General features: G+C 68.1%; 16 protein-coding genes and 1 tRNA gene. 6 read left to right on the forward strand and 11 right to left on the reverse strand.

Annotated elements, in window-relative coordinates:
* Positions 1 to 11: 11 nt before the first annotated feature.
* From AC6BOR_RS02430 to AC6BOR_RS02445, 4 genes are all read right to left on the reverse strand, one after another.
* The gene (locus AC6BOR_RS02430) at positions 12 to 1,145 is read right to left on the reverse strand and encodes a cobalamin-independent methionine synthase II family protein (RefSeq protein WP_498059634.1); all 1,134 of its coding nucleotides are present in this window, start codon (positions 1,143 to 1,145) and stop codon (positions 12 to 14) included.
* 60 nt (positions 1,146 to 1,205) lie between these two features.
* Entirely contained in the window at positions 1,206 to 5,486 is a 4,281-nt protein-coding gene (locus AC6BOR_RS02435) for a cytochrome P450 (protein WP_498059635.1), read from the reverse strand.
* A 22-nt stretch (positions 5,487 to 5,508) separates the two neighbouring features.
* A complete protein-coding gene (locus AC6BOR_RS02440; protein WP_498060691.1) occupies positions 5,509 to 7,176 on the reverse strand; it encodes a tetratricopeptide repeat protein in 1,668 nt (555 codons plus the stop codon).
* 533 nt (positions 7,177 to 7,709) lie between these two features.
* A tRNA-Gln gene (locus tag AC6BOR_RS02445) sits at positions 7,710 to 7,784 on the reverse strand.
* 121 nt (positions 7,785 to 7,905) lie between these two features.
* Here AC6BOR_RS02445 and AC6BOR_RS02450 point away from each other — a divergent pair.
* Positions 7,906 to 8,934 (forward strand): serine endopeptidase, encoded by a 1,029-nt coding sequence (locus AC6BOR_RS02450; protein WP_498059636.1) that lies wholly within the window; start codon positions 7,906 to 7,908, stop codon positions 8,932 to 8,934.
* Here the strand turns inward: AC6BOR_RS02450 and AC6BOR_RS02455 are convergent.
* Genes AC6BOR_RS02455 through AC6BOR_RS02485 form a run of 7 tightly spaced genes read right to left on the reverse strand, consistent with a single transcriptional unit; the run spans position 8,931 to position 14,535 of the window.
* Positions 8,931 to 9,758: an HpcH/HpaI aldolase/citrate lyase family protein gene (locus tag AC6BOR_RS02455; RefSeq protein ID WP_498059637.1), complete on the reverse strand. Its 828-nt coding sequence runs from the start codon at positions 9,756 to 9,758 to the stop codon at positions 8,931 to 8,933. The two genes, AC6BOR_RS02450 and AC6BOR_RS02455, sit on opposite strands and share 4 nt — an antisense overlap.
* Before the next feature lie 32 nt (positions 9,759 to 9,790).
* A complete protein-coding gene (gene fliA / locus AC6BOR_RS02460; protein WP_498059638.1) occupies positions 9,791 to 10,534 on the reverse strand; it encodes an RNA polymerase sigma factor FliA in 744 nt (247 codons plus the stop codon).
* Complete coding sequence (flhA, locus tag AC6BOR_RS02465) at positions 10,534 to 12,615, reverse strand: flagellar biosynthesis protein FlhA (protein ID WP_498059639.1); 2,082 nt, start codon at positions 12,613 to 12,615, stop codon at positions 10,534 to 10,536. Before flhA ends, fliA begins: the two co-directional genes overlap by 1 nt.
* Complete coding sequence (locus AC6BOR_RS02470; protein WP_498059640.1) at positions 12,612 to 13,334, reverse strand: transglycosylase SLT domain-containing protein; 723 nt, start codon at positions 13,332 to 13,334, stop codon at positions 12,612 to 12,614. The genes flhA and AC6BOR_RS02470 overlap by 4 nt, the downstream gene beginning before the upstream one ends.
* A 43-nt stretch (positions 13,335 to 13,377) precedes the next feature.
* Complete coding sequence (locus AC6BOR_RS02475; protein WP_498059641.1) at positions 13,378 to 13,698, reverse strand: hypothetical protein; 321 nt, start codon at positions 13,696 to 13,698, stop codon at positions 13,378 to 13,380.
* Positions 13,695 to 13,991, reverse strand: a complete 297-nt coding sequence (gene flgM / locus AC6BOR_RS02480) for a flagellar biosynthesis anti-sigma factor FlgM (RefSeq protein WP_498059642.1) — start codon at positions 13,989 to 13,991, stop codon at positions 13,695 to 13,697. Before flgM ends, AC6BOR_RS02475 begins: the two co-directional genes overlap by 4 nt.
* 55 nt (positions 13,992 to 14,046) lie before the next feature.
* Entirely contained in the window at positions 14,047 to 14,535 is a 489-nt protein-coding gene (locus AC6BOR_RS02485) for a hypothetical protein (protein ID WP_498059643.1), read from the reverse strand.
* 237 nt (positions 14,536 to 14,772) lie between these two features.
* On the opposite strand from AC6BOR_RS02485, the gene AC6BOR_RS02490 reads away from it, so the two are divergent.
* The 5 genes from AC6BOR_RS02490 to AC6BOR_RS02510 are packed head-to-tail and all read left to right on the forward strand — an operon-like array spanning position 14,773 to position 17,890.
* Complete coding sequence (locus tag AC6BOR_RS02490; RefSeq protein ID WP_498059644.1) at positions 14,773 to 15,150, forward strand: flagellar basal body rod protein FlgB; 378 nt, start codon at positions 14,773 to 14,775, stop codon at positions 15,148 to 15,150.
* Positions 15,150 to 15,548, forward strand: coding sequence for a flagellar basal body rod protein FlgC (flgC, locus tag AC6BOR_RS02495; protein WP_498059645.1), 399 nt, complete (start codon positions 15,150 to 15,152; stop codon positions 15,546 to 15,548). Before AC6BOR_RS02490 ends, flgC begins: the two co-directional genes overlap by 1 nt.
* Positions 15,545 to 15,823, forward strand: coding sequence for a flagellar hook assembly protein FlgD (locus AC6BOR_RS02500; RefSeq protein ID WP_498059646.1), 279 nt, complete (start codon positions 15,545 to 15,547; stop codon positions 15,821 to 15,823). Before flgC ends, AC6BOR_RS02500 begins: the two co-directional genes overlap by 4 nt.
* Positions 15,824 to 15,826: 3 nt before the next feature.
* Positions 15,827 to 17,122 carry a flagellar hook protein FlgE gene (locus AC6BOR_RS02505; RefSeq protein ID WP_498059647.1) on the forward strand — a complete coding sequence of 432 codons (1,296 nt, stop codon included), beginning with the start codon at positions 15,827 to 15,829 and terminating at the stop codon, positions 17,120 to 17,122.
* 9 nt (positions 17,123 to 17,131) lie between these two features.
* The gene (locus tag AC6BOR_RS02510; protein ID WP_498059648.1) at positions 17,132 to 17,890 is read left to right on the forward strand and encodes a flagellar hook-basal body complex protein; all 759 of its coding nucleotides are present in this window, start codon (positions 17,132 to 17,134) and stop codon (positions 17,888 to 17,890) included.

The following is a 17,890-nucleotide window of genomic DNA, read 5'->3' on the forward strand; positions in this document are numbered from 1 at the left end:
AGGGGAGGATGTCAGGGCCAGAATTGCTTTGTCGCGATTGCAGCGCCTTCGGCCATGGCGGCCATCTTGGCCCAGACCACGTCAGGGTCCACCCCGCCCGAGCCGGCGTGGATGGAGAAGCCGCAATCGATGCCGGCCATGACATTGTCGCGGCCGACGAGATGGGCGTAGCGGGCGATGCGCTGGGCGATCAGGCCGGGGTGTTCGATATAGGGGCTCTGGCATTCGACGACGCCGGGGATGAGCTTCTTGCCTTCGGGCAGCTTGACGGTTTCGAACAGGGCGAATTCGTGGGCGTGGCGCGGGTTGGCGGCTTCGAACTGGATGGCGTGGGGGCGCGCGGTCCAGATCAGATCGATGATGTCGGCCAGCGGCACGTCGCAATGGTGGGGGCCGGGATAATTGCCCCAGCACAGGTGCATGCGCATCTGTTCCGGCGCGATGTTGCGGGTGGCATGGTTGAGGGCGGCGATGTTCAGCTCCATCTTTGCCCGGAAGCCCTTCAGATCAAGATCGCGGAACTGGGTGTGGCGGCCCATGGCGAGATCGGGGCAATCGACCTGCAGGGTGATGCCGGCGGCGGCAATCGCCTCATATTCGTGGCGCAGGCCTTCGGCGAGCGCCATCACATAATCTTCATCGCTGGCATAAAAATCGTTGCGGAAGAACAGCGCGGTGACGCCGGGCGAGGCGGCGGACATGAAGGCCTGTTTGCCGGGGTGGGCGGCGATGGCGCGGTTGAGATTGGCGGCATCGATGTGCACCGCCTCCATGTCCTTCACGGTGATGGGGGCGTTGCAGGCCGGGGTCTTGCGGTGCTTGCGGCCGGCATCGCCGAAGATGCGCTGCTTGACGCCGGGGAAATCTTCCACATCGGCAAACACATAGCTGGTGCCGGTGCCGCCAAAGCCGGTCAGCCGATCCTTGATATAGGTGGCATAGCTGGGCTTTGACTGTTCGCCGTCGTTGATGATGTCGATGCCGGCGGCGGCCTGTTTGGCCACCACATCGGCGACCGCCTGTTCGATGCGCGCGGCCAGGGCGGCTTCGTCCACGGCATGGCCTTCTTCACGGGCGATGATCTGATCGAGCAGATCGGCGGCGCGCGGCAGGCTGCCGACGTGGGTGGTGAGAAAACGGTCCATAAAGCCCCCCTTTTGGCTGTGGGCGCGCATACCGGCCGCGCGCCGACAGGGAAAGCGGATTCAGCGCGGCTGCGACAGCCAGCGCAGGGCGGCGCGGCCGGGCAGGAAGAAATAGCCGCCGCCTTTCAGCGTGACCCATTGCGCGAGGCCGGTGAGGCGGACGGGGCCGCTGGCGGTGGGCAGGGTGAAATTGCCCTGCCCCAGCAAGGGATCAACCTCCCCGGGCAGGCCGTGGAAGCTGGGGCTGAACAGCCAGCGTTGCTGGATGAATTCGAACTGGCGTTCGATATCGGCGCAGATGGCGGTGAACATCAGGCCGCGCTCGTCGCCCTCGGCATAGGGCCGGCCACGGCGGACGAGGCGGTGACGGTTGATGGTGGACTGGCTTTCCGGATCATTGCGATCAAGCCCATCGCGCGGGTTGGCCCGGCGGATATGGCTGCCGAGCGGACAGGCGAGGCCCTGCGGGTCTTCCTGGGCGAAGCTGAAATCATTGCGCGCATCGCCATCGGTGCCGGGGCCGGCACGATCGATCAGCGGGGTGCCATCCTTCCAGCGGCCGATGATCTTGGCCGCCACCCATTCGCCATCGATGGTCTGGCCGATGCTGGGGGCGAGGTGCGGGCAGCGCTGGTTGAGATCGGCGGCGGCGGCCGCGGTGCCCTGGGCAAAGCCTTCGACATTCTGGGCGAGGCGGCGGACGACGAGGAAGCTGCCGTTGCGGCCGAAATCGCGGAAGGCGGGCGGATCATCGGGGGTGAAATCGGGATAGGGGCGCTTGGGCTCCGCCGCGGCGGGGAGCAGGCCGAGGGGATCATGGCCGGATTCCAGCCGCAGCGGCGGGGCGGTGTAGCCCTGGTTGCTGGGGTGGCCGAGCAGGATTTCGCCGGCGGCCATGTGATCGGTGGCGGGGCGGCGGCGCCAATCGCCGGTGTGGCGGATGACCGGCTGGGAAATGCCATCCTTGAAGCCGAAATGATCGGTTTCGAGGCTGCCCGGGTTGGGGCCGTTGCCGCTGGGGCTGGTGATGACCTGGTGGGCGATGGTGGCGATGCTGCCGGCGGCGGCAATGGCGGCGGCCAGCTGCTGCGGGGTTTCGGTGGCAAGGATCAGACAGACATCGGCATCATCATAGGCAGCAAGCCCGGCCGCCGCCCAATCGGGCGCATCGCCCAGGATGGTGGCACGGCGCTTCATGCCGGCCATGAAGGCCAGGGGGAAGCTGGCGAGGCCATGGGCGCTGTCGGGCCCCGGCAGGCCCAGCTTGACGAGGCCGGCCGGTGACAGGGCGAGGCTGGCGGTGGCGGTGAGGCGCGGTGCGCCCGAGGGCAGATCGCCAAAACGCACCGGCGGCAAGGCCCCTTCCCCGGCCAGCAGCCGGGCCAGCGCGGCGTTGGGGGCATCGGCCGGCAGGCGCAGGAAGAGATGGGCACCGTGGACGAGGCTGCCCATGGCGCGGAAGACGATGCTTTGCACCTGGGCGGTGTCCACCACCTCAGCCGGGCGCGGCAGGCTGCCCAGCAGGCTGAGCAGATCCTGGGCGGCGGCTTCATCGGCGGCGCGGGCAAGGCCGTGGTGGATCAACCCTTGCGCGCGGATGCGATCGAGGGTGAGATCAGGCAGCGCGCTGTACCAGACATGGGTGAGCCGCTGTTGCCGGCGCACCCAGCGCTTGAACAGATCGCCGTTCTTGGCGCCTTCGAGCACCAGGTTGCGGGCCGGCGGGAAGCCAACACCATGGCTCCAGGCCGCGGTCTGGCCTTCGTGGGCCTTGGTGATGAAATCTTCGAGATAGGATTCCCAGGTGCCGTCATAATTGCTGAAGAAGATCAGTTTTTCGGCATCGGGCAGGCGCAGCCAGCGGGCAAAGTGGATGGTGCCCATGGTGAGGATGAAGCCCGAGCGGGTGTAGTTGGTGGCGAAGACCTTGATGCCCCACATGGCGAAGGCGAAGGTGAGCCGGCGCAGCAGGCCGGGCTTGAAATCGGAACAGGAGATGATGTGGCTCTGCTCGTGGCCGGGGGCGTTTTCGGCGGCTGCGATGGCGAGGCGCTTGGCCAGATCGGGATCGCGTGTGTCGGGCGCGTCGCTGGCTTCCAATTTGTTCAACTGGCGGACGGTGATGAACAGCGCCGCGCCCCAGAACAGGGCGGCGGCGAGCAGGCCGACGGCGGCACAGATGGCGAGTTTGGCCAGCCACAGGCCGGGGGCCAGCAGGCACCAGGTGGCAAGGCCGACCGCAAGCGCCGGCAGGGCGGCGATCGCCGGAATCCAGCGGCCGGCGGGCGAGAAGAGATAGGCGATCACCCCGCCCCAGAAGCCCGGCCACTGGAAATGGACATAGGGCAGGCGCTGACGGCCGGGGACGAACAGCAGCGGGCGCAGGGCCCTCGCCTCGTCTGCCAGATGCGCGGGCGCGCTGGCGGGATCGGCGAGCATGGCGCGGATGGCGGCAACGCTTTCCAGCGCCGGGGCGGCAGCGCCGCCAGCCTGGGCCTGGACATGATCGGCGGCGCGGCGGGCGAAATCGGCAAGCAGGCGGCGGCGGCGCTTCATCGCCATGGTGAAGCCGGTGGAGCCGTTGTAGAGCAGGCCGGTGGCGCCCCAGGGCCGCGGCCGCACATCGAGCCGATGGCGGATCAGGAAGGCAGCCAGGCTGGATTGGCCATCCCAGGCGCTGACCCGCTGGATCAGGGCCGAAAGATCGGCGGGCGGGTTGGCGAAGATGGTTTCGAGGGCCTGTTCTTCCGCCCCATCGGCCGAAATCTCGATCAGTAGGCGCACATCCGGCGCGGCCGGCGTGCCGACATCCAATGCGTTGATCGACAGATAATGGACGATGCCGACGCCATCGAGCCAGTCGCGGACGGGCTTTCCGGCCGGGTTGCCAAAGCCGATCAGATCATTTTCCAGCGCGGCAAGTTCGGCGGCGGGATCGGCGACACCGCGCAGCACCGGCACATTCAGCGTGATCATCGCATGCGCCGCCGGGCCAGCCGGGATGGCCGGGCCATAGCGCACATCCAGCCGGCGCGGGAAGACGCCGGCGGTTTGCGTCTTGCTGGCGCGGGTTAGGCCGGGCTGGGCGAAAAGTTCGGCCATGATCGCCGTCATCTGCTCGGTGCTCATGTGCTGGCCCATGCAGTTGTGCAGGCCGTGGCCGAACATCAGATTGGGGGCGAATTCCTTGCCCACCCAGCGATCGGGATCGAACTGGCCAGGCCGGGGCCAGATCTTGGGATCGCGCATGGCCGCTGCCGTGGCGGCCAGCACCGGGCCGTCGGGGCCCATGCGGAACTGGCCGGGATCGAGCGCCGGGGCCATGCGGCAGGCTTCCAGCGCGATGCGGCGCAGGGCGTCGCGGTTGCCGGCTTGCGCCGCGTCCACCGCCATCTGGAACGGGCCGGGATGGTTCAGCAGCCAATCAAACGCCTTGCCGCCGGCCAGCGTGGTGGTGGGGCCAAGGCCGATGGCAAGGCCGGTGATGATGGAGCGGATGAGGGCATGATCGGCCGGCGCCAGCGTGGGCGCGCCGGCCATTTTCGTGGCGGCCAGCGCCCACATCAGGCCCTTTTGCGCGGCCAGTGCCTCCCGCCCGGCGGTATCCAACGGTGCCAGCTGGGCGACGGCACGGGCCAGTTGTGCATCGATCAGGGCGCGCAGCCGCCAGCCGGCATGCTGGGCCAGTTCGCGCGGCACGGGCGTGCCCGACGGATCGCCAAACAGCATGGCCGACATGGCCAGCGTCCAATCCGAATAGGCATCGACGTCGGGCGGGGCGAGCCCAAGGAAATCGGCACCGGTTTGCGCCGTCACCCGGGCAAACACATCCTTCATCACATCGATCTGGCCATCGGCATTGGCGAGCAGCGCCGCCGTGATGGCGCTGGTGTCGGCCATGAACCGGTCTCGCCAGCCCGGCCCGGCGGCCATCGCCTGTTCCACAAGTGCGCGCTGGCTGGCGTGATCGGGGCCTTCGGTGCCGAGCATGAAGGGCGGGCGCAGGGCGGGATCGGCATCAGCCGACGCCGGACCATGGGCGAGCAGGACCATTTCGGGCCCGAACGGGACAGGATAGCGGGCGGGATCACCGAGCACGGCGACCACATCATCGTGGCGGGCGACAATGCGGACACCGAGGAGGCTATAGGGGCCGAAAACGCGGGCCCACCAGACCGCCAGGGCAAGGCCGATCAGGACGACCTTGCGGAACAATCGGGCAAGCAGGCCGACGGGCTCAAGCCGTTCCAGGCGGAAGCGGACCTGGGCGAGATCCTGGCCCGACAAATGCCAGGACTGGGGGCCGGCAGGCACCGGATATTTCAGCTTGAACAATGCCATGCCCCACCCCCAGGATTTGTGTTCAGCCCGATTGCAATGCCTGCAGCGGTTCCTTCAGCCAGGCGTTGAAGCTGGCGTTGCGGAACGGAATCCAGTCAACATAATCGCTGCGGAAGCCAGGCCGGGCCGCCTGCAATTCGGCCAGCGCGGCGGCGGCGCCGGCATCACTCTTCAAGCGCCACAAGGCGTTGATGCGGGTGAGATGGGCATGCCAATAGGCCGGCTGCAGCGCGATGGCGGTTTCGGCCCGGCTCAGCGCGTCTTCCCATTCACCTTGCAGCAGCAGGGCCAGTGCCAGTTCGGCCTCGCGATAGAAGCGGCGGAAATCATGCGGTGACAGGCGCAGCGCCGTCATCAGCCATTCGCAGGCCGCGACCGGCCGGCCATTGAGGGTTTGCAGCGTGCCCAGTTGTTCATGCGCCATGGCCAGGCTGGGGCAGCGTTCAATCGCCTGCCGCAGCCAGGTTTCGGCCGGGCCCATTCGGCGCTGCCACATTTCGGCGATGCCGACCAGCATATGACCGCGGCCATCGCGGCGATCAAGATCAACGGCGCGGCGGGCGGCTTCGCCAAAGGCTTCCAGTTCGGCCGGTTCGGCCCGGCGGCTCCACAGGCGATAGCCCAGATTCTGCGCCCATTCGATGCCGGCGTTGGGAGAATCGGGCGCCAGCCGCAAGGCTTCGGCGAAATAGGCGGCCGCCTTGTCCAGCTCTGGGGCGGACAGCCGGTTCTGGTGCCAGCGGCCGCGCCAGATCAGATCATTCACATCCAGCGCATCGGCCGGCAGATTGGCCACACGTTCGCGCTCGCTGTCGTCCAGCCGATCGGCCAGCAGCGCCACCATCTGATCGACGATGGGCAGGATGGCGCCCGATTCCTGCGGGTTGACCAGTTCGAGCGAGGGCGAGCAGATTATTTCGCCATCGGCACAGGCCATGAGCCGGCCCGACAATTGCCAGCCCGACAGGCTGCGCCGCAGCCGCCCACCAAACACATAGGATGCACCCAGCCGGCGCCCGGCGGCGAGCACATCTTCGCCACCGCCGACGGCAAAGCTGTTGCCCGAACCGATCACCTTGATCCAGCGCAGACGCGAAATGCGGTCGGCCAGCTCATCGCCAATGCCAGCGGCCAGATAATCGCTGGTGGCATCGCCGCTTTCGTTGATGAAGGGCAGCACGGCCAGGCTGGAGGCGATGCGCGGTGCCGCGAAATTGTCAGGCCGGTGCGGCACGGCTTCACGCTGCTGCTGCAGCCATTGGGTGAAATCGGGCGCGCCGGCAATTTCCATGCCTTCCAGCAGAAGTTGGCCGGGTTCGGCCGGCAGCAAATCATAAAGATCGGGGTTCAGCCACACGCGCCGCCCCTCACTGCACAACAGGCCGGGGGCACGCGCATCCAGTTCCTTGCGCAGGCGGGACAATTCCTTGCGCAGGCTGGCCTGGCCCTGTTCCTCGTCGCGGCGGCCCCACAATTGCCGCCGCAGCCAATCGCGATTGTGCTCCTGGCGCGGCAACAGGGCCAGCATGGCGATCAGCGCCATGCCCTTGCGGCTGGTGACATCGATTCGCGTGCCATCGGCCGCAAACATGCGGAACGGCCCGTGCACACCGATGGACACACGCGGTTTCATCTCGTTCTGATCTTCGGCCCCAATCGGATCGGTTGCGCCGACAGCCCCCGGCACCATCACATCCTACTCCCTCGCTTGGAATTTGAGAGGTTTAAACTGGGGTCAACGTGGCTGTCACGGATTATTCACGGCAACGTCACGGGCTTGTTACTGGTGGGACGGGGCGGATTGGCCGATATGTCGTGGCGGGCGGAACGGCATGTTCTGCCAATCCTTACGGAGCGGCCGCTGCGACCAGGCGGCCGTTTCCGGACCGGATGAGTGACCCGCGCCGCCTGGACGTTCGACCCACGCACGGGCGGCGCGATCACCCATCAGGCTGCCCAACCCGTGTCAGCGGGCCGGCATGTGGACATGTTGCTGCCGCCAGACCCTGGGCGCCAACAACACCCGCATCCCTGCCCTCCCTACTGACCCGGTGTGGTGATCAGCCCGGCCGGCAGCCCTTCGCGGCCCGCCAGCCACATCGATGCGCCCGGCTGTTTTGACCCTGCAGCCGGGCGCATTATCTTTCAAGAATTCGCTGCACGATATGCAGACGCGACCAAGGAACGCCGGGCCGCGCGAAGGTTCATCACCGTGCGTGCGATTGGCTGGGGCGCCAGGATTCGAACCTGGGAATGGCGGTACCAAAAACCGCTGCCTTACCGCTTGGCGACGCCCCAGCAGCCGGCCCATTTGAATGGGTGGGGCGCCGGTTAGGCAATTGGCGCGAATTTGCCAAGCGGAAAATCGGCGCAGGGGGTGGTTTGACAGGCTGGGGTGGTTGGACCAGCATCCATTGCCATGAGCAGCGCGGTTCGGCTTTCGGAAAAATGGTTCAATCGGGCCCTGTGGCTGATCGCGCTGGTGTTCGCCTTTTTCCTGATCGGCTTGGGCAATGCCGTGGTGGGCGACCTGCCGCAGGTCGAAGCAGACATTGATCTGGTGCAGTTTCTGCCCGCCGAGGCCGGGGCGCTGAGCCGGCAGCAGGACGCGGCGCGGGATCGGCGTTTCAAGGCCGAGGCGGCGCTGGAGCAGGCCGAATTGAAGCGGCAGAGCGCCCAGAAGGATTATCAGGCGGCGCGCGCCACCTTTGACAATTGGCTGGCCACCCGCACGGCCACCGGCCGGCCGAACCAGGATGCCGAGCTGCAGCGGCGCACCCAGGCGTTGGACGCGCTGAAGTCAGCCGAAACCGCTGCGACCAAGGCAAGCGAGGCGCAGCGCCAGCAGATGCTTGATGCCCAGCAGGCGGAAGACCGGGCGCGCGTTGCCCTGGAGCCACTGCAGGCCGAGGCCGAACGCAAGATGATCGCGGCCACCGAGGCATCGGAACTGCGGGTGTTCCTGTATCGGCTGGCGGTCACCCTGCCCTTGCTGGTGATTGCCGGTTATCTGTTCGCGCGCCAGCGCCAGAGCCGCTGGTGGCCCTTTGTCTGGGGCTTCATCCTGTTTGCGCTGTTCGCATTCTTCGTGGAGCTGGTGCCCTATCTGCCCAGCTATGGCGGCTATGTGCGCTATGGCGTGGGCATCATCGTCACCCTGCTGGTGGGGCGCTGGGCGATTGTGGCGCTGCAGGATTATCTGGAGCGGCAGAAGGCGATCGAGGCCCAGCCGGACCAGGTGCGCCGGCAGGATCTGGCCTATGACCAGGCGCTGGTGCGGCTGGCCAAGGGCGTCTGCCCCGGTTGCGAACGGCCGGTGGACCTGAAGAACCCCGAAATTGATTTCTGCCCGCATTGCGGGATCGGGCTGTTTGAAGCCTGTGGTGGCTGCGGCGCGCGCAAGGGCAGTTTCGCGCCCTATTGCCACCGGTGCGGGGCGAAGGCCTAGACCCGCGCCAGCAGGCGGCGGGCCTGGTCGACGTGGAGCACTTCCACCATCTGGCCATCGAGGGTGGCGACACCGCGGCCTGCCGCCAGGGCGGCTTCGTAGGCGGCGATCATGGCGTGGGCCTGGGCGACTTCCGCTTCGGTGGGTGAGAAGACGCGGTTGCAGGGATCGACCTGGCTGGGGTGAATGAGCGTCTTGCCGTCAAAGCCGAGCATCTTCCCTTGCGCGGCCTCGGCGATGAAGGCGGCTTCGTTGCGAAATTCGGTGCAGACGCCATCGAAACAGGCGATGCCGGCGGCGCGGGCAGCGAGGACGATGGCCGACAGGCTGTAGAGCAGCGGGCGGCGTTCGGGATCGGCGCCGCAATTGAGGGCCTTGGCCAGATCGGCCATGCCGGCGACCAGTGCGGCGATGCCGGGCACGGCGGCAATGGCGGCGGCGCCGAGCACGGCGGCGGGGGTTTCGATCATCGCCAGCACCGGCCGGCCGCCGGCATGGGCGACGAGCGTTTGGGCCTCTGCTGCGCTGTCCACCTTGGGCACGACGATGCCGGCAAAGCCTTCTTCTTGTGCGGCGGCTATGTCGGCATCGTGCCAGGGGGTGCCGATGCCGTTGACGCGCAGGAACAAGCGCTTGCCTTCCCAGCCGCCGTCCTGCGCCGCGGCCACGGCGGCGGCGCGGGCATCCTGCTTGGCATCGGGCTGCACTGCATCTTCGAGATCGAGGATGACGGCATCGGCGGCCAGCGTGCGGGCCTTGGCGATGGCCGAGGGGCGGTTGGCCGGCAGATAGAGGACGGAGCGCAGCGTGGTGAGATCGATCATGCCTGCCAGCCTGCCAGCCGGCGCGGCGGGTTTCAATCGCTGTCGTTCCAGCCGGCGAGCTTGCCGCGCATGCGGGTGAGCGCCGCCTTCTTGATCTGGCAGATGCGGGCGGCGCCGACGCCGAGGACCTGGCCGATCTCCTCCAGGTTCAGTTCCTCGACGAAATAGAGTTGCAGCACCTGGGCTTCGCGTTCGGGCAGGTCGGCGATGGCGGCAGCGATGGCGCTGCGGCGGCGTTCGCTTTCCAGCACATCATGGGCATCGGGATCGTCGCTGGCAAACCAGTCGCTGTGATCGGAATAGGCATCGTCCAGGCTTTCGGTTTGCACGGCGTGGGTTTGCGCCATGGCGGCGCGATAGTCGGCGATGGGCAGGTCCAGCGCGGCGGCCATTTCGGCATCGGTGGCGGCGCGGCCCAACTGCCCTTCCAGCCGGGCGCGCACCTGGCCCCATTCGCGCTTGCGGCGCATGGCGGAACGCACCAGCGTGGCGCCTTTCCGGAGCTGATCGATCATGGCGCCGCGCACCCGGACGCTGGCATAGGTGGCAAAGGCGGCGTGGCCGCGATCTTCAAAGCCGCGCGCTGCCTCGATCAAGGCGACCATGCCGATCTGCACCAGATCCTCCACATCGATGGCGGTGGAGACCCTTGCGTGGACATGCCAGGCGATCCGGCGGACGAGCGCCAGATGGCTGGAGATCAGCCGTTCGGGATCGGTCTGGGCCAACCGGGCGGGGGCATAGAGCGCAGGTTCAAGGCCAAGCCGGGCATCCATCAGCTGTCTCCATTGGTGCGGGGGGCGGCGCCGATCACGGCGGCCACCGTGACGTCGCGATCGTCGGGAATGTCGGGGAAGGCGAGCACCGGCACCTGCGGCAGCCGGGCCCGCAGCAACTGCCAGAGGGCGCGACGCACCGGCGGCACGGTGACGATGGCAAAGCGTGTGCCGTCGGCCAGCAGCGGCGCGGTGGCGCTGGCGGCGGCTTCGGCGACGCGGGTGACGAGCGCCGGATCGAACGGATGGGCGGCGCCCGGATTGGCGCGCACGGCCTGCACCAGCAGGCCTTCGAGGCCGGGATCGAGCGCGACGGCGGTGAGCGGCCCCTTCACGCCTGCGAGACCCTGCACGATGGCCGCGCCCAGCACCGGGCGGATGCGCTCGGCAAGGTCTGCCGGATCCTGTGTGTGCGGGGCGGCAGCGATCAGGGCGCCGGCGATGGAGCGCAGATCGCGGATCGAAACCCCCTCCTCCACCAGCCGGGCCAGCACCTGGGTGATGATGGCAACGCTCAACGCCTTGGGGGCGAGGGCGGCGGCAAGGGCCGGGGCGGTTTCGGCGAGCGTGTCGATCAGGGCCTGCACCTCATCCTGGCCGAGCAGACGGTGGGCGTGTGCCCCAAGCAGCTGATTGAGATGGGTGCCGGCGACAGCGGCGGGATCGACCACGGTGTAGCCGGCGGCTTCGGCCAGATCAGCTTCGGCCGGATCGATCCAGCGGGCGGGCAGACCGAAGGCGGGATCGGCGGCCTCGCGGCCCGGAATGGGCGTGCTGATCGGGCCGGCGGCGATGGCGAGAACATCGTCGGGGAAAATCTCGTCCTCCCCCACGACCACGCCCGCCAGGGTGATGCGATAATGGAAGGGCGGCAGCGAGAGATCGTCGCGCACGCGCACGGCCGGCAACACGAAGCCCAGCTGTTTGGACAATTGCCGGCGGATGGCGGTGATGCGGGCCATCAGCGGGGCGCCACGGGCTTCATCGACCAGCGGGACGAGGCCGAAGCCGATATCGAGCGCGGCCGGCGCGCTGTCGGCAACGTCGCTCCAGTCGATGCGGGCATCGTCGGCGGCGGCGGCCTCGCCGGGGGTGGCGGCGGCGACAGGCGCGGCCGGACGTTTGCGCAGGGCAAACCACAGGGCAGCCGCGGCGGCTGGCGCGATGATGAGGAGCGGCATGCCGGGCAGCAGGCCGAGGAGGGCGAGGATGACGCCCACCGGCAGCCAGGGTGCCCCCTGCCCCAGTTGCACGCCGACCTGGCCGGCCAGATCATTGTCCTTGCCGACGCGGGTGACGACCATGGCGGCTGCGATGGAGAGCAGCAGCGCTGGCACTTGCGCCACCAGGCCATCGCCGACGGCCAGCAGCAGATAGGTGCGCGCGGCATCGCCCAGCGCAAGATCGTGGGAGACGGTGCCGAGGATGAGGCCGCCGATGATGTTGATGGCGAGGATCAGCACGCCCGCCACCGCATCGCCCTTCACGAACTTGGACGAGCCATCCATGGCGCCGTGGAAATCGGCTTCGGTCGTCACCTCGGCGCGGCGCAGCCGGGCTTCGTCGGCGGTGATCAGGCCGGCGTTGAGATCGGCATCGATAGCCATCTGCTTGCCGGGCAGCGCATCCAGCGTGAAGCGGGCGGCGACTTCGGAAACGCGGCCCGCGCCCTTGGTGATGACGACCAGGTTGATGATCATCAGCACGGCAAAGACAAACAGGCCGACGACATAATCGCCGCCAACCAGGAAATTGCCGAACGCTTCGATGACATGGCCGGCCGCCGCCGTGCCTTCGTGGCCGTGGACCAGGACGACGCGGGTGGAGGCGACGTTCAAGGCCAGGCGCAGCAGCGTGGCGTAGAGGAGGACGGTGGGAAAGGCGGAGAAATCGAGCGGCTGGCGGATGTTGATGGCGACCATCAGCACGATCAGCGCCACCGCGATGTTGGTGATGAAGAATAGATCGAGCAGCACCGCCGGCAGCGGCACCACCATCAGCGCGACCAGCACCAGGATGGCCAGCGGCAGCAACGTGGTGCGGGCATCGATGCGGCCGAGACGGGCGGCAAGCGCGGTCATTGCATGGCCGCCAGCACGAGATAGGCCATGCGCGCCCGCGCGGCGGCCAGCGCCGGATCGGCGGGCGGCACGGATCGGCCGGCTGGCGGCAAGATGGTGCCGGCCGGTTCATCGCCGAGATGGCGGTGGATGCGGCTGGCCACGAGATCATGCACCTCAGCCAGGGAGCGGGCGCTGCCGTCGCGGTGGTAGAAGGTGCTGCGGTTGGCGGCGGCGGCGGCTGGGAGCAGCGATGGGGCGGCCATGCCGGGGGCGGCGGCCATGGACTTCAGGAACTTGATTGCGCCGCCGGCACCGAAGAAGGCGGCGAGATAGAGATCGCTGGCCTCAGCCACGCGGCCCAGGGCGGCCTGCAGTTTGCCGGCATTGTCCCGCGTGAACTCGCCGGCCAGTCGCGCGGCGACGCCGGCATCGTGGCGCAGGGACAGGATGGTCTGCTTGACCGCCGGGCTGGCGCCCTGGCTGAGCGCCTGCGCTGCCCATCCCAGGCCATGTTTTTCGCCGTGGCGCTGCACCATCGCCAGCCAGGTGGCATCGGTGAACTGGAACAGGCCGCTGGCCGAGGAGGTGCTGGCGCGCGCCGCCGGATTGAGGCCGGATTCGGCGCGGGCATTGGCATAGAGATAGGCAAAATCGACGCCGGTGGCTGCCGCCGCCTGCTGCAGCGCGCCGATCACGCCGGCATTGGCATTGGGCTGAAACTGGATGGCCTGGGTCATGCGCCTGCCCCAAGCAATTTATGTGCCAGGGCCCGTGCCATGATCATGCCCAGCGCCCGTCGCGGCCATAGACCAGGGCTTCGCGCGGCGGCACCGGCGGCGGGCGCAGCGCGGCCAGGCGCTTTTCGACCGACAGCAGCTTGGCGCGGCTGCGCAGCATGGCTTCGGCATTCAGATCGCGGGCCTGTTCCAGCAGGGCGCGCGGCGGGCGGGCGCCGGCAGCCACTTCGGCCTGCAGGGCGGCCAGCGCGGCGGTCTTTTCCGCCGTCGCGCGGGTGATGGCATCGGCATCCTCGGCCGCCAGCGCCGCCAGTTCGGCGGTGATGGCATCGACGACCGCCTGGGCCAGCTGATCCACGCTCACGGCTTGCCGCGCTCCAGCCGGATCATGGCGTCGGCAATGGCCTGCGGATCAATCTGGTAACGGCCGCCGGCGATGGCAGCCTTCAGTTCATCCACCCGCGCCCGGTTCACCGGCGGGGCGCTGGCCAGTTCGGCCACCAGCCCACCGGCACCGCTGCGCGCGGTGGGGTTCAACCGCGCCACCGGCCGGGCCGGCTCCTTCGCGTCGGCGGCCTGCGGGCCACTGGTGCGGCCGGCAAAGGGGTTGCGGATGGGGCCGCCGCCGCCGTTGATGCCATCGATCATCCTGTTCATCCTTTCCGCCGGCACAGGCCGGGCAACGCCGTTAACGGCCGTTCACCATGCGGCTTTAGCGAGGGATCACCACCCGCCCGCCCTCCTCGATGCGGCCGATCAGGCGGCGGCCGGCGGGGGTTTTCAGGGCGATGCGGCTGCCATCGGCGTCGCGTTCGGCCTCGGCCTCCAAGGTGACGGCAAAGCCGTTGCCGCCGGCCTCCACCACCACCCGGTCTCCGCGGCGGAACGCAGGCCGGTTGGCAGGGCTGCGCGCCGAAGCACCAGCGGGCTGATCGATGGGGACATAGAGGGTCCAGGCCGGCACGGCGCAATCGACCCGCACGACATCGCTGCGCGCCCAGCTGAGCGCCGGATCGGGGCAACGCGGCACCACCAGCGCCGGATCAAGCCGGGCCGGCGCCCCGGCAAAGCCCGCCACCTGGGCGCGCAGGCGCGCCACGTCGTGCAGCGCCGGCTGCGCCGGGCTGGGTGCCGCCAGCGCCAGCAGGGCCAGGCCGGCCCCGGCCAGTCCCACATGCCGCCATTTAAATTCGTTTCGCATCGGCCGTTCTCCCTGATGCTGGGTCGCTGCATCGCGCCCCCACCCGACCACGGCGAACCAGCAAGAAGCGCGCCAACCCCAGTCCCCCCGGCTGGTGCGCTGCGTGACGGCCCGGAGCCGGCAAACCCTTGCCCACCAAGCGGCAAGCCCTTGCCGGCCCCGGGCCACAATCACGGGCACAAGCCAGGCGGCACGCTGGGGCGAACCGGTTGGCACGGGCGTTGCAGAGCGGCGGGCATGACCATGCTGTCGCCCCAACCCGGCCTGATCGATCAGGCGTTCGGCATCTCTGCCCCGGCGCTGCGCCTGCGCAGCCAGCGGCTGGAGGTGATTGCCAGCAACATCGCCAATGCCGCGACGCCGGGATACAAGGCGCGTGATCTGGATGCCGATGCCGCCTTGCGGGCGGCGCAGGCCGGCGGCTTTTCGGCCCAGTTGGACAGCGCCCGGCTGCAGTATCGCGCGCCGCTGATCGCCAGCATCGATGGCAACACGGTTGAAATGGCCACCGAACAGGCAGCCTTTGCCGAAAATGCCATGCGGTACCGCGCCTCCCTGGAATTTCTGGGGGCGCGGGTGAACAGCATCATGGCCGCCTTGAAGGCGGACGGCTGATGGCGCGCGAGCTGACCATTTTCGACATCAGCGGCCGCGCCATGGCCGCCCAGCGGGTGCGGATGAACGCCATCGCATCCAACCTGGCCAACGCCGGCAGCATCGCCGGCAAGGAGGCCGATGCCTATCGCGCGCTGCACCCGGTGTTTGCCACCCATTATCAGGGCCAGGCCGCCACCGTGGACGTGGCCAGCATGGCGCGCACCGGCAGCCCGGAAAAGAAGCTCGATCCCGATCATCCGCTCGCCGATGCGACGGGGCATGTCTGGCAGGCGGCGGTGGATCCCAATCAGGAGATGGTGGAGATGGTGGAAACCGCCCGCGCCTATGCCAACAATGTCGAGGTGCTGGCCACCGCCCGCAGCCTCGCCATCGACACGCTGAGGATCGGAAAGTGAGCCGGGTGGATGGCCTGCCCGCCGGCATTCCTGCTGCGCCAGCAGCGCCGGTGCGCAATCCCAAGGCAACGCTGGATCAGGGCGATTTCCTGGCGCTGCTGACCGCGCAGCTGAAGAACCAGGACCCGACGAAGCCGGTCGATAACCTCGAATATGTGCAGAAGATGGCGATGTTCAGCCAGCTGGCCGGCACCACCGAAACCAATGCGAAACTGGCCGGCATTTCCGACCGGCTGGACCAGTTGATCGCGCGTTTCCCCGCACAGGAGCAATAAGCCATGGCCTTTTACACCGCAATGACGGGCCTTTCCGGCGCCCAGACCGAAATGTCGACCATTGCCAACAATATCGCCAACGTGGGCACCACCGGCTTCAAGCGCAGCCGGGTGGCCTTTGGCGACATCATCTCGCTGTCGCCGCTGTCGAACCCCAACCGGGTGGTGGGTTCCGGCACCACGGTCAGGGCGATTTCGCAGCAGTTCAGCCAGGGGCCAACGGAAACCTCCACATCCGCGCTGGACCTGACCATCGCCGGCCAGGGGTTTTTCGTGGTGAAATCGGGTGCCGGCGGGGTGCAGACGCATTTCACCCGCAACGGCAGCTTTGGGGTGACGGCCGACCGGTTCATCGTCGACAACCAGGGCCGGCGGCTGCAGCTGTTTCCCACCACCACCGATGGCGCGGTGCAGGCAACCGGCCTTTCGTCCACCGTTTCGGCGCGGCTGCCGCTGTCATCCGGCACGCCGCAGCCGACGAGCACGGTCAGGATTTCGGCCAATCTGCCGGCCGATGCGCCGATCATCGCCAACCGGCCGATCTATACGCCGACCAACCCTTATGTGTTTGATCGCAATGATCCCACCACCTTCAACGCCAGCACATCGACCACGGTGTTCGACAGCCTGGGCAATCCGTTGGCGGCCACGGTCTATTATGTGAAGGACAGCGTGCCGACGCTGGCCGATCCGGTGCACCGCTGGACGGCGCGGGTGTTCGTGGGCGACACCGAATTGAGCGTGGGCGGCACACCCGGCCTGCCGATGGAATTTGATGGCAGCGGCGCGCTGGTCAATCCCACCACGCCCTTTGCCTTTGATGGCTTTGTGCCGCCCACCGGTGGCGGCAACATCGCGCTGGCCATCGATCATGGCAGCGCAACCGTGCAGCAGGCCGGCCCCTTCACCGTTGCCCTGATCGAGCAGGACGGCATTCCCGCCGGGCAGCTGGAAAGCGTGTCGATCGATGCCGAGGGCCTGTTGAAGGCGAGTTTCTCGAATGGCGAGGTGCAGACGCTGGGCAAGGTGGCGCTGGCCAATTTCTCCAATCCGCAAGGGCTGAAGCAGACGGGCGATGCCAGCTGGGTGGTGACGCCGCAATCGGGCGAGCCCATCACCGGGGAGGCCGGGCGCAACGGCATCGGCACCATCTTGTCGGGCAATCTGGAACGGTCCAACGTTGATTTGACCACCGAGCTGGTCAACCTGATCGCGGCGCAGCGCAATTTCCAGGCCAGCGCCAAATCGATCGAGACCGACAACCAGTTGATGCAGACGATCATCAACCTGCGCAGCTGATGACGGACTATGGACCGGGTCATCTACACCGCCCTGACCGGCCTTTCGGCGCGGGCCCGCGAAAGCCTGGTGACGGCCAACAATCTGGCCAATGCGCAGGTGCCGGGCTTTCGCCGCGATGTGGTGGCGCAGGAAGGCCGCTATCTGGCGGCACGCGCCGCGGTGGACGGGGCATGGGCGGCGCGGGCGCAGGTGGGTTCACCCAGCCTGGCCACGCCGCAGCAGCCGGGCAAGATTGCCGCCACGGGCCGCGAACTGGATATCGCGCTGTCGGCCCGGCACTGGCTGGCGGTGCAGGGCCCGATGCTGGGCGGCCAGGTGAGCGAAGCCTATACTCGGCGCGGCGATCTGGTGGTGAACGCCGCAGGCGTGCTGGCCAACGGCGATGGCCGCGTGCTGGTGAGCGCCAGCGGTGCGCCGATTTCGGTGCCGCCGGGTGCCGAGCCATTGATCGGCCGTGACGGTACGGTTTCGGTGCAGGGGCCCGACGGGCCGCAGATCCTGGGCCGGCTGAAGCTGGTGGACGGCAGCAGCATCAAGAGCCGCGACAAGGCCGGCGATGGCCTGTTTCTGCCGCAGGAGCCGTTGCCGCCTGACCCGGAAGCGCGGGTGGAGAGCGGCGCGCTGGAAAGCGCCAATCTGACCGCGGCCGAAGCGCTGGTGCAGCTGGTGGAGGAACAGCGCGGGTTCGAGCTCAATGCCCGGCTGATCAAGCTGGCGACCGAAATGGACGAACAGGGGGCCCGGTTGATGGGCCTGAACAGTTGA

This window comes from Sandarakinorhabdus sp. FBCC-B8862, assembly GCF_059745315.1.

Coding starts and splice junctions, on each gene's coding strand:
- AC6BOR_RS02430 (WP_498059634.1), bottom strand. CDS start 1,145: ATGGACCGTTTTCTCACCACCCACGTCGGCAGCCTGCCGCGCGCCGCC.
- AC6BOR_RS02435 (WP_498059635.1), bottom strand. CDS start 5,486: ATGGCATTGTTCAAGCTGAAATATCCGGTGCCTGCCGGCCCCCAGTCC.
- AC6BOR_RS02440 (WP_498060691.1), bottom strand. CDS start 7,176: ATGGTGCCGGGGGCTGTCGGCGCAACCGATCCGATTGGGGCCGAAGAT.
- AC6BOR_RS02450 (WP_498059636.1), top strand. CDS start 7,906: ATGAGCAGCGCGGTTCGGCTTTCGGAAAAATGGTTCAATCGGGCCCTG.
- AC6BOR_RS02455 (WP_498059637.1), bottom strand. CDS start 9,758: ATGATCGATCTCACCACGCTGCGCTCCGTCCTCTATCTGCCGGCCAAC.
- fliA (WP_498059638.1), bottom strand. CDS start 10,534: ATGGATGCCCGGCTTGGCCTTGAACCTGCGCTCTATGCCCCCGCCCGG.
- flhA (WP_498059639.1), bottom strand. CDS start 12,615: ATGACCGCGCTTGCCGCCCGTCTCGGCCGCATCGATGCCCGCACCACG.
- AC6BOR_RS02470 (WP_498059640.1), bottom strand. CDS start 13,334: ATGACCCAGGCCATCCAGTTTCAGCCCAATGCCAATGCCGGCGTGATC.
- flgM (WP_498059642.1), bottom strand. CDS start 13,991: ATGAACAGGATGATCGATGGCATCAACGGCGGCGGCGGCCCCATCCGC.
- AC6BOR_RS02485 (WP_498059643.1), bottom strand. CDS start 14,535: ATGCGAAACGAATTTAAATGGCGGCATGTGGGACTGGCCGGGGCCGGC.
- AC6BOR_RS02490 (WP_498059644.1), top strand. CDS start 14,773: ATGACCATGCTGTCGCCCCAACCCGGCCTGATCGATCAGGCGTTCGGC.
- flgC (WP_498059645.1), top strand. CDS start 15,150: ATGGCGCGCGAGCTGACCATTTTCGACATCAGCGGCCGCGCCATGGCC.
- AC6BOR_RS02505 (WP_498059647.1), top strand. CDS start 15,827: ATGGCCTTTTACACCGCAATGACGGGCCTTTCCGGCGCCCAGACCGAA.
- AC6BOR_RS02510 (WP_498059648.1), top strand. CDS start 17,132: ATGGACCGGGTCATCTACACCGCCCTGACCGGCCTTTCGGCGCGGGCC.